The 9,988-nt window shown below is 67.5% G+C and carries 11 protein-coding genes; 4 read left to right on the forward strand and 7 right to left on the reverse strand.

Annotated features, from left to right (window positions below):
* Nucleotides 1-126: 126 nt before the first annotated feature.
* The 6 genes from KGA66_RS26080 to KGA66_RS26105 form a co-directional block, all read right to left on the reverse strand.
* Nucleotides 127-975, reverse strand: a complete 849-nt coding sequence (locus tag KGA66_RS26080; protein WP_211471702.1) for a type II secretion system F family protein — start codon at nucleotides 973-975, stop codon at nucleotides 127-129.
* A 3-nt stretch (nucleotides 976-978) separates the two neighbouring features.
* Complete coding sequence (locus tag KGA66_RS26085; RefSeq protein WP_211471704.1) at nucleotides 979-2,319, reverse strand: TadA family conjugal transfer-associated ATPase; 1,341 nt, start codon at nucleotides 2,317-2,319, stop codon at nucleotides 979-981.
* A complete protein-coding gene (locus KGA66_RS26090; RefSeq protein ID WP_211471706.1) occupies nucleotides 2,316-3,053 on the reverse strand; it encodes a CpaE/TadZ family protein in 738 nt (245 codons plus the stop codon). Before KGA66_RS26090 ends, KGA66_RS26085 begins: the two co-directional genes overlap by 4 nt.
* Entirely contained in the window at nucleotides 3,050-3,751 is a 702-nt protein-coding gene (locus KGA66_RS26095) for an SAF domain-containing protein (RefSeq protein WP_211471708.1), read from the reverse strand. The genes KGA66_RS26090 and KGA66_RS26095 overlap by 4 nt, the downstream gene beginning before the upstream one ends.
* An 86-nt stretch (nucleotides 3,752-3,837) precedes the next feature.
* A complete protein-coding gene (locus tag KGA66_RS26100) occupies nucleotides 3,838-4,497 on the reverse strand; it encodes a hypothetical protein (protein WP_211471710.1) in 660 nt (219 codons plus the stop codon).
* Between the two features lie 281 nt (nucleotides 4,498-4,778).
* On the reverse strand, nucleotides 4,779-5,336 hold the full coding sequence (locus tag KGA66_RS26105) for a hypothetical protein (protein WP_211471712.1): 558 nt from the start codon (nucleotides 5,334-5,336) through the stop codon (nucleotides 4,779-4,781).
* A 222-nt stretch (nucleotides 5,337-5,558) separates the two neighbouring features.
* Between KGA66_RS26105 and KGA66_RS26110 the strand changes: the two genes are divergently transcribed.
* Nucleotides 5,559-6,398 carry a helix-turn-helix transcriptional regulator gene (locus KGA66_RS26110; protein ID WP_211471714.1) on the forward strand — a complete coding sequence of 280 codons (840 nt, stop codon included), beginning with the start codon at nucleotides 5,559-5,561 and terminating at the stop codon, nucleotides 6,396-6,398.
* Nucleotides 6,399-6,452: 54 nt separating this feature from the next.
* On the opposite strand, the gene KGA66_RS26115 is transcribed toward KGA66_RS26110, so the two are convergent.
* The gene (locus tag KGA66_RS26115; protein WP_211471716.1) at nucleotides 6,453-6,932 is read right to left on the reverse strand and encodes an ATP-binding protein; all 480 of its coding nucleotides are present in this window, start codon (nucleotides 6,930-6,932) and stop codon (nucleotides 6,453-6,455) included.
* A 139-nt stretch (nucleotides 6,933-7,071) separates the two neighbouring features.
* Between KGA66_RS26115 and KGA66_RS26120 the strand changes: the two genes are divergently transcribed.
* The 3 genes from KGA66_RS26120 to KGA66_RS26130 all read left to right on the forward strand — a co-directional run bounded on the left by KGA66_RS26120 (nucleotide 7,072) and on the right by KGA66_RS26130 (nucleotide 9,865).
* Complete coding sequence (locus tag KGA66_RS26120; RefSeq protein ID WP_211471717.1) at nucleotides 7,072-7,734, forward strand: prepilin peptidase; 663 nt, start codon at nucleotides 7,072-7,074, stop codon at nucleotides 7,732-7,734.
* A 217-nt stretch (nucleotides 7,735-7,951) separates the two neighbouring features.
* Entirely contained in the window at nucleotides 7,952-8,674 is a 723-nt protein-coding gene (locus tag KGA66_RS26125) for a MarR family transcriptional regulator (RefSeq protein WP_211471719.1), read from the forward strand.
* Nucleotides 8,675-9,193: 519 nt separating this feature from the next.
* The gene (locus KGA66_RS26130) at nucleotides 9,194-9,865 is read left to right on the forward strand and encodes a hypothetical protein (RefSeq protein ID WP_211471721.1); all 672 of its coding nucleotides are present in this window, start codon (nucleotides 9,194-9,196) and stop codon (nucleotides 9,863-9,865) included.
* The last annotated feature ends 123 nt before the right edge of the window (nucleotides 9,866-9,988 follow it).

The following is a 9,988-nucleotide window of genomic DNA, read 5'->3' on the forward strand; positions in this document are numbered from 1 at the left end:
GTGGTCGGGGCTGGCGGTGGGGCGCGGCCAGTGCGTCGGTCAGGGACGCTCGGGCGGGCAGCGCCGTGGCCAATGCGAGATACAGGCCGACGCCGATAGCGACGCCGGACAGTGCGAGGAGCATGGTCACGGCTTGCCTTCTTCCTGCGTGGCCCACAGACGGGAGTTCTCGGGGACGGCGCTGAGCTTGCGCAGCCAGCTGAATCCGAGACCGAAGAACGCGCCGACGATCACCAGGACCAACTGCCCCGCTGCGGAGCCGTAAGGCGCGAGGTAGTGCCGGTCGGCCACCAGCAGCACGGCGGCCAAGGCGAGGGTGGTGCCGGTGACGATGCGTACCGCGGTGCGCGTACGAGCCCGGGCGACGGCGATGCGGGTACGCATCGCAGCCTGCTCCCGCGCCGTCGCGGCGAGGGAGGAGAGCAACCCGGCCAGGTCGCGGGTCGGATGCTCGCTCGCGGAGGCCAGTGCCAGGGCGACCAGGTCCGCAGTTGAGTCCTGGATCTCATCGGCGAAAGCTCGCAGTGCCTGCCGGGTCGTGGTGCCGCGTTCCTCGATGCGTTGGGCGAGCCGATCCGCGGCGGGGCGGATCGCCTCAGGCGCGTGGGCGCTGGCGACCGTCAACGCCTGGTTGAGCCCTGCGGAAGCGGTCAACGTGTCCCGCAGCATCTCGGTGAACGCGGCGACCGCGTCGATCACGGCAAGGCGCTGCGAGTGCCCGCGGTCAGGACCGAGGAGCGCGGGCAGGAACCAGGCTGCGGCCGCAGCGAGAAGGGCGCCGACAGGCCAGCCGGTGAGTAGAAAGACAGCAAAAGCCGCGCCGAGGACGGCAGCAAGTCGCTTCGGAGGGATCGGAGCGAGGTGCGGCGGCTTGCTATCGCGGTAGTGCGGGCGAGCCGGATAGCGGATGGCGAGGGCGAGGTAGAGGCCGGTGCCGACAAGGGCCCCGGAGAGGGCGAGCAGCAGATTGTTCACCGGTCACTCCCATGCGGCGGGGTCGTATCCGGCCTCGACGAGGCGTTCGAGGGTCTGCGGACGCAGCTGCACGCCGCGGACGGCGCGCCGGTCGTCGCCGGGCCGCCAGGTCTCGTTGGTGATCAGGCTGGCACCGTCCGAACCGCAGACCTCGCGAATCGAGGTGACCACGCGGGTCTTGTCGCGTTGCCGGCCGAGCTGGATGATGAAGTCCACGGCTGACCCGAGCAGCCGCACGGTGGCCTCAGCGCTGAGGCGTTCCGGACTTTGCAGCCCGAGGTTGATCAGCCGTTCGACGACCTGCTCGCTGGACGAGGCGTGGACGGTGGCCATGGAACCGTCCAGGCCCTGATTCATCGCGTTGCACATGGGGATGAACTCGTCGTTGCGCAACTCGCCGACGATGACCCGGTCGGGGGACATGCGCAGCGCCCACCGCACGAGTTCGGCCTGGCTGACCTCGCCCTGGCCCTCGGTGTTCGGCTCGCGCGCCTGGTAGGCGACCACATCGCGATGCCGGTGCGGGTATTGGTCGAGGTTCAGTTCGAAGGTGTCCTCGATGGTGACCAGACGCGTCTCCGGCGGCAGGGCGCCCAGCAGCGCCCGCAGCAGCGTGGTCTTGCCGTCTGAGGTGCCGCCCGAGATCAGCAGGTTGAACTTGGCGCCGGCCAGTGCGGTCAGGAACGCGGCGAGCTTCTCGTCGAGCATGCCACGCTCGACCAAGTCGCGGAGGCTGACGTCCTGAAGCAGGTTCTTGCGAATCGAGAGGCACGGACGCTTCGCGACACCCATGGCGGCGAACAGCCGGGATCCGTCCGGCAGCATCGCGTTCAGCCGGGCGACGCCGCGGTCGAAGCGGCGTTCTTCCTCCCCGGAACGGGCGAGCGCGCGGACGAGCTCGACCATCGCCTCATCGTTGTCGGCGATCGGCGCCTCCGGTGTGCTCTGCCCGTCGGCGCGGATGGCGAACACGACGTCGCAGCCGTTGGCGTTGATCGTCTCGACGCCTGGGTCGTCCATCAGGGCCTGCAGACCGCCGAGCCCGAGCAGTGCGTCGCGTACCCGCGCGCGGATCATCTGCTCACCGCGCACGCTCAGGCCCGCGCCGCCGGCTGCGATTTGTGCGGCGTTCGCGGCGTCGAGTCCTTCGTCGAGGTAGAGCTCGGTCAGTTCCACCTTCTGGGCAGCGGGCAGCGGGCCTCCAGCATCTCGGGCGTGTCCAGCCAGGTGCTCGGCGATGCCTGCTCTAATTTGCTCGGCCAGCGTGCGTAGCCGTCGCTCGTCCCAGGGCTCGAAGCGGGCGCCGTCGGGTGTGATGAAGTGGGTGAATCCGTTGACGCTCATTTCTGGGCGAGTACCTCCTGCCGGTTCCTGCGCGCGATCACCGTGTCGAACAGCGCGCCCGCCGCACTGACCAGCTGTGACGAGGCTGCCGCCGCGATGTGCCGCGGATCGCGCAGTCGGGCTGCATGCTTGGGGGCGTATGGCAGCACTCCGACACACGGCAGGTCGAGTGCCGCTTCTGCGTCCGCCGGTGGGTACGGGCCCGTGTCGATCAGTGCGAAGCCGAGGGGTCGGCTGGAGTCCAGCAGCGAACGGGCGAGCGCCTGAGTATGTGCCAGCCCGGTGAGCTCGCCCCGGGTCACCAGTACCAGCAGATCGCACAGCCGTAACCAGCCCGCCGCCGGACTTGCCGGGTCTACGCGGCCGAGGTCGATGACGAGCGTGTGTGCGGGGTCTGGAAGCGCGAGGAGCCGTGCGCGGTCGGCCAGCAGGTCCAGCGCGGCGCCGGCCCCGGCCGCGTCCACCGGCGCCAGCAAGGACGGCAGCATTCCGTCGGCCAGCGGCCGCAGGTGCGCGGACAACAGGTCGTCGTCCACGGCCGCGCGGCGGGCGCGCGCCGCCAACTCCGCCAGGCCCGGGGACTGAGGCACCGCGTGGAGGAGAGCCAGATCACCGCCGGCTCGATCAGCCTCGACCACCGCAGTACCGACTCCGCCCCGCGCAAGGACCATCGCCGCGGCCAGCGTCGTCACCCCTGGCGAGCCCTTGGCCGCGAGCAGCCCGATCGCGGTCACGGCGCGTCCCCCTCACCATCCAGCGTGACCAGGACCACGCTCGGAGCCTGCGCAATGACAGGTGCCTGAGACGTTGAGGTGGCCAACAGCACCACTACGGTGCCGTTCGCCGAATCGGACTGGGCCTGGATCTGAACGACGCGGCCCGTGGCTGCAGCATGCGCTGCCGGCTGCGTGCTGGTGCCGTTGACTCCAGCCGTCGGGAAGACCGCGACTTGGTCGCCGGCCTCAAGATTTGGCGCGTACTGTCCGGCCTTGACCGCGACGGGCACCAGGGTCGTCCCGGCTGGCGGGTATGAGCCCAGGTCGCCGGGCGCCAGCAGCGCCCCGGACGGCACTTCCACGCGCAACCGCTGTCCGATCAGCGCGGCGGCGCGACTGGCCGGGACGATCGAGCCTGACGATCCGTCCCCCGGAGCCGAGCCGAGGTCGCCCTTGGTGATCACGTGTCCGGCGCTCAGGTCCCTCGCGGCCTTGAGCACCTCTTGGCGCGGCGAGGCCAAGGTGTGCACGAGCACGGGCACCGTGAGCGCGCCGATTCCGGCGATCGCGGCGGCCACGAGGTAGCGCGCTCGACCCGCAGTACGAAACCACGCCGCGAAACGGCGAGGTCGCTTCTTCGTGCGTGGCGGCGCAGGCATGGGCGCGGGCACGTAGCCGCCTGCGCTGGGGATGGTGTCCTTTGTATAAGGGTTCATCGATCCGTTCTCCCGTGCTCCCGGATCTCCGAGCCGGGCCCCGTGTCCGGCCTTGGCGCCTCACCGTCACCAAAGCCGCTTCGCTTCTACCGGTTGATAATCAAGGACTCGATCTGTCGTACGGTCCAATGCGCCGAGGCGGTGGTGGTCAGGTCGGGGAAGGTGCCCGACTGCCCTCCGCCGCTCCATGACACGGCCCAGGTGAGGGTCGCGGTGACTGGGAACTGCTGGTTGGGTGCGTTCGCGGAGGTCAGATGGTAGGTGTGGCCGCAGTCCGGCGACGCGGACCCCGGATCGCTCACCCCCTTCACATAAGGAGCGCCAGGACCGTGGCATACGGTGCTGGTGCCGTCTCCCCAGGACCAGGTCACGCTCACCGGTGTCGCGGTGGCTGTAACGAACTCTCCCGGCACTGAGGCGGTGGCCGACAGAGGTGCCCATTGCTTCTGTGGTAGCCACACCCAGGTCGGCAACTCCACGGTCTGCGGCACCCCAGCGCCGGGAGAGGATTCGATCTCGGGCCTGGGCATCGTGAGTTTCGAGACGGCCTGCGAGGCGAGCGCGCGCGGGTCAGGCAGTGGTGCTTTTCCTGCCGGCACCCACATCGGGACCGGGAGGATCAGGTTCGCGCCCATCGTCGTGACGCAGGTTTCGAGGACCCAGTGGCCGGGACCGGCAGGCTGGTGCAGGCCTGCAGCGGCGAGTTCCGCCGGCACGGGGAAGAACGGCTCGTCGGTGCACACCATCGGCGGCAATCCGCCGTAGTGGCCCGAGGTCTGCGATGCGTTCGCCGGCGAGGTGCCGTGGCCGGCAGCGGCACCACGGTGCGACGACGCAGCCCCTGGTTCGGCGCCCTGGCTGCCGGGTGCCCGCGCCGAGAGTGCGCAGGTTGTCGGGTCGTCGTTGCATGAAATACTGATACCGCCCCCGCCCTGGGCGAAGGCTACCGACGGAACAGCGAGTACCACGCCGAACGCGGCGACGCCGACCAGGGGCGCGAAATGCCGGTTTCTTGCTCTCCGCCTTCTCAGCATGTCCCCTCGCCCTTGGTGTCGAGTGCGGTTACCTTCCAGGTGTTGTTTTCATCGGTGACGGTCGCGGCGATGTAGCGGTGACCGCCTGGAACGTCGTCCACAGGCTTGTGGGTCGCCGCGTAATACTCGAGCCAGTGAGTGTCGTCCAGGCAATCGCGCAGCGTGACGACCGTGGTCCCGGCGCTGATGACGCTCGGATGCAGGAGCGGAGCGCCCAGCGCGACGATGCCGTGAGCCTTGTTGACTGCCATGTTCTCCGAAATGGTCAGCAGCGCTTTGCCGTCCAAATGCGCGGTCAGACGCGGGTTCTGGTAGTCGGAGGTCTGGTCGAGCGCCTGAACATCGACCCACATCGCCTCATAGGCGGCGAGCGCCTGCTGCGCGGGAGTAGAAGGACTCGGGCTGGCTGTCGCGGCGGCCGGTGTGGATTTCGGGGAGTTCGCGGCAGTATTGCCATTGCCTGGGAGCTGCGCGCCGCTACTGCAGGCGGTTGCGAGCGCGCCCGCGACGGTGACGGCGACGACCGTCGCGTGTACCCGCGTCGTGCGCATGAAGTCCTCGTTCCTGCCCGGGCAGGTGCGACCCGGCCCGTGCCCATTGGATGATCAGCATGCCCTGTCGCCAAGGTGTTGTAACAGGGTGTCTTTGGTGCGGTTACCTTCAGTGACGATATGGGCTCTGCGAAGGACGTGACAGCACACGAACGGGTGAACGGGTGCGCCGCAAGGCTTGCCGCGCTATGAGTGACGCCCGAGGACCATCAAGATCGAACTATGGACACCGCGGTGATTCATCCGATTCGTGCAGCGGCCGGTACGGAGCAGTTCCGTACGCGACACCTTGGCGAACTGCTGCGCCGCTGCCGCGAGCGCCGTCCGTCGACAGCCCTCCGAACCGACGGGGCGCGACGCAAGCCGGGACTGACGCAGGAGGAAGCCGCGGCGTTGCTGTGCGTCGGCGATCGGCACTACCGCGACTTCGAACGCGGGCGATTGCGCCACCCGGATCCGGCTTTCCTCGATCAGGTCGCCGAGACGATGGCCATGAGTGTGGCTGAACGCGAGGTGCTCTACTACTTGGCCTGCGGGCACGGCCCGGTGCAGCGCGCGACCCGAACGGACCTGGCGGCGATGCAGCAGTGGATCGACGCCGCGCCCGACCAGCCGGCCCTGGTGACGGACCTGGCCTGGAACCTGCTGCTGTGGAGCCGGGACGAGCCGCTTATGCTCCAAGACCCGGAATCGCTGCCGGTCGAGAGCCGAAACGCGATCCTCTGGATGTTCAGCGAGGCCGCGAAACAGCGTTTCGTGGACGTAGAGCAGGAATACCCGGTTCTGGTGGGTCGGGTGCGAACGGCATACCTGTCTGCCCAGGGTACTGATCCGGCTCTCAACCATCTGGTCGAGCGACTGCTGCTGATCCCGGAAGCAGCACGCTGGTGGCGTGAGGGAGAGTTGCACGCCGAACCCGTGATCCAGACGCGCCGCTTACGCGGCCCGGATGGCAGCGTGCGTCATGTTCGGTCGATCAGTACGACGATTCCGCACCAAGGGCTGCGGCTTATCGCGTTCACGCCTGTCAGCGCGCCGCCCATCATCGTGGCCCAGCGGTGAGCCGACGCGGCGGCCCGGGTTCGATTCCCGGGCCGCCACCTTCGCCCATGTTTATCAGAAGTCGAATTCAGCCGTAACAATCTTCCCGGCGCCCGTGTCGACCGTAGTCACCGTCAGACGGTCGGCGAGAGTCTCCGCGATGGTCAGTCCCCATCCATGTGGAGCGTCGGCAGCGAGGCCGGGTGCCATGGGCTGCGGCACGCCGGGGCTGGCGTCGGCGATGTCCATGCGGATCGTCCGGCTGCGACAGGTCAGCCGAACTCGTACCGGTCCGGTGGTGTGCACCAGCGCGTTGGTCGCCAGTTCGGAGAGAGCCAGCAGCACGTCCGAGCTGCGCTCGCCCGGCACGCCCCACCAGGCCAACGCGCTGCGCGCGACGCCGCGCACCGCGGCGATGGCAGCGGTGTCCCCGGCGTCGATCGGGACGAGGCACTCGCGCCAGGCGCGGCGCAAAGCTCGGCGTACCCCACCGCGGCGATGGGGCATGGCAGCGGGCGTGGGCGGGAAGTCGGTGGCAGTTGGGGTGGCGGTCATGCTGGGCCTCCGCGCAGGGCTGGATGGATCATGCAGTGGTGACCGTCGCTCCCAGCCACAAAGAGCGCTACCCATTCAGATAAAGAGGCTTCATTGCGTGTTGAATCAGGCGCGTGTCGGGTGACGCATCGTCGCCCTGATGGCGAGTCTGGTCCATGATCGAGATATGTCCGCCGCTTCGGTTGCACGGTTCGCCGTCGTTGCGGCAACCGCCGGGCTCGCGTCCGGTTATGGCACGCGGGCGCTGCTGTGCTCGTCGCGGGTGACGGTCTCGCGATGGCGTACGTACGTACTGATCGCGGTGGGAGCGGCCTCAGCTGGAGCTGTGACTTGGCGCTTCGCCGACCGCGGGTGGCTCTACCCGGCATACCTGCTGCTGGCGGTAGCCGCGGTCCCTCTTACCGCGGTAGACGTGGTCGAGCACCGGATTCCCGACGCGATCGTTAAGCCGAGCTTCGTCCTGGCGGTCGCGTTGCTCGGCGCGGAAGCGCTGCATACCCACCAAGCCTGGCCGATAGTTCGCGCCGGGATGGCTGCCGGCGCCGTGTACGCGGCGTTCCTGGTACTGATCATCAGCACCGAAGAGTCGATGGGGTGGGGCGACGGAAAGCTCCTCGCCTTCTCAGCACTCTTTCTTGGCTACCTCGGATGGGAGCGATTGCTGGCGGGGCTGTTGCTCACGTTCGCCGGCGCAGCGATCGTGGCTGGCGGCAAGGCGCTTTCGGGTCGCCGCGGCGCGCGCCTCCCACTGGCGCCCTTTCTATTGCTCGGGACACTCACTGCGATCATCGCGCGACGCTGACACGGCTCACGCCGCGATTCGGCCGGGCTGGGGTATCCGTCGGCGCACACGGCAGCCCTGCCGTCGCCCGGCGCGGGTTGCGTTGTTTGCGCGATCGGGTGAATCTGCACGGTGATATCTCAATATTGTATTGCGCATCGCTGGTGATCGAGCGTCCATAGACGACGGCGGTCCCGGACGGCCCGGGATCGTTCGATATGGAATGGATGTGATTGACATGGCTGATAAGGGCAAGACGATGCGCAAGACGCGCGGAAAGCCCGACGCGGGCCCGGACGCGCCCGCAAGCGACGCTACGACGTCCCCGGCGGCGGCTGTCGCGGATGCGGCCGCACGTGCCGTTGTGGGGCGAGCGGTGCCGTTCCCGGCTGGGGTGCCGGGCGGGCAGGCAGCGCGGAAGGTCTGGGGCGTGCTGGTCAGCGCTGACGCGGAAATGACCGCGACCGCGATCACGGTTGCTGCCGGGGTTGCGCGCGCCACGGCGTCGACAACGCTCAACGCGCTGGAGAAGGCCGGTGCGGTGCTGCGCATCCCGGGCGACGCCAAGTCCGGCACGCCCGACCTGTGGGTCCTGGCGGGCGGCGTGCGCGAGGGTATCGGCGTCGCGTGCACGCCCATGACCGCTGAATCCGCGACGTCGGTGGACACGGAACCGTCCATGCCGAGCGCGGCGCAACTGTGCGCCGTATCGGGAAGGCCGAAGCGCGAGCGTGGCCAGTTGGAGATGGAGGTGCTCGGCGTGTTGGTCGCGGAGTACCCGGCCGAGTTCGGGCCGACCGCGCTCTCGCGCAAGCTGGACGGCGCATCGTCGGGGGCGATCGCCAACGCGCTGGAAAAGCTCAGCGGCCTGGGCAAGGTGCTGCGCACGTGCGACGCGCCGAAGCGGTACCGCGCGATGGACCCTCCGGCGGTAGCTGAAGCGCAGCCAGCCGCCGCGTAACCGGGACCCTGTATAGGGCATCGGGCATCGTGATGGGGCGCCTTCGGGCCGTCGGTATTGGAGCTACCGGCGAACCGAAGGCGCCCTTCGATTCTCCACCAGGCTCGCCCGGGATTCCCGGATCGGCGCACCGCCGCCCGCGTCTGGGATCAAGCAGATTCGAGCTTGCTCTGGACGTACGAGGCCAGGCTCCAGATGAGCCGCGGTGCGGAGATCCGGTCGCGCGATCCTTCGAATGTCGGGTTGAATCAGAGTATCTCTTGCGCACAGCCCTCGATCGGCTCCGAGATCATCGTGCCCCCCAAGGCGCTGCATACTCCTCCATGACAGGCCACGACCATCAAGATCAAGTCAGAACTGAATGCTAACTGTTAAAGATCTTGTAATTCGCGCCCGCGAGCGGCCTCCATGCCAGTACCATCGGTTGAGATTTGTGCCGCTGGTGGGGGGGTCATCGTGGAACGGGGTGTGTCGAGAGAGCCGCCTAATCTGGCGGACCTTCGGCTTTGGATAGTTCGGTTGATCATTAATTACGAGCGTTACCTCGTCGAAGAGAAGCTGTCACTGGGTAAGCGCGAACAAAAGAAGTTGCGTAAGAGGCTCGAAGCACTCCGCCAAACGTACCAAGGGGACCCGCAGGGATCGGGTAAAGACCGAATTCGGGAGCTAATTGCGAGCGGCGTCGTCACCTATGGTTTCGATGGCTCGGACGCTTCTATTGAAATGCTTCCCGAGCAGATTATGGTGGAGTTGGTAACATATGCTCTCTGGCCAGTCATAATCGCACCGAAATTGCCTGGCAGTTGGTTCGAGGACCTGCAAGAAATTTCTTCTTCGCAACTGGCAACTCTTGTGACTCACGCACGCCTTTCTCGGACTACTGGCTCCGGAATGAGCGTCCAGACCTTCGAGAGAGCTGTGGCTACCGTTCAGTTCGCCAGCGGCCTGCTGAACCTATTCGAGGATCTCAACGATCCCCACCGGGGCGGACCGGCACTCACCGCAGTTGTACTGGCCGACAGTGGCTCGATTCCACCCAAACACGCATCGCCGAAGGCCATCGTGCTATGGACTCTGTCTGCCGCGGCCGCAGGGGTCATCGGAAACAGGGCGGACGCCGCTCTCGGGGCCGCTTGGGATTGGCTCGTTGATAATGGGACCTCGAATACCGCAAGCCATGGAAGCAGGTAACCAACTACGGGGTGGCTTGACCTGCGGTGTCGTCGTGGTCTGATCGTCGGGGTCTGATGCGGTAGGTTGCCTGGTTGTGACCGCCGCCGATCAGCCGACACCGTCCGTGGACGGTCTCTTGAC

It is taken from the genome of Actinocrinis puniceicyclus, from assembly GCF_018283645.1.
Lineage (GTDB): Bacteria > Actinomycetota > Actinomycetes > Streptomycetales > Catenulisporaceae > Actinocrinis > Actinocrinis puniceicyclus.

Coding starts and splice junctions, on each gene's coding strand:
- KGA66_RS26085 (WP_211471704.1), bottom strand. CDS start 2,319: ATGAGCGTCAACGGATTCACCCACTTCATCACACCCGACGGCGCCCGC.
- KGA66_RS26095 (WP_211471708.1), bottom strand. CDS start 3,751: ATGAACCCTTATACAAAGGACACCATCCCCAGCGCAGGCGGCTACGTG.
- KGA66_RS26100 (WP_211471710.1), bottom strand. CDS start 4,497: ATGGTGTGCACCGACGAGCCGTTCTTCCCCGTGCCGGCGGAACTCGCC.
- KGA66_RS26105 (WP_211471712.1), bottom strand. CDS start 5,336: ATGCGCACGACGCGGGTACACGCGACGGTCGTCGCCGTCACCGTCGCG.
- KGA66_RS26110 (WP_211471714.1), top strand. CDS start 5,559: ATGGACACCGCGGTGATTCATCCGATTCGTGCAGCGGCCGGTACGGAG.
- KGA66_RS26115 (WP_211471716.1), bottom strand. CDS start 6,932: ATGACCGCCACCCCAACTGCCACCGACTTCCCGCCCACGCCCGCTGCC.
- KGA66_RS26120 (WP_211471717.1), top strand. CDS start 7,072: ATGGCGAGTCTGGTCCATGATCGAGATATGTCCGCCGCTTCGGTTGCA.
- KGA66_RS26125 (WP_211471719.1), top strand. CDS start 7,952: ATGGCTGATAAGGGCAAGACGATGCGCAAGACGCGCGGAAAGCCCGAC.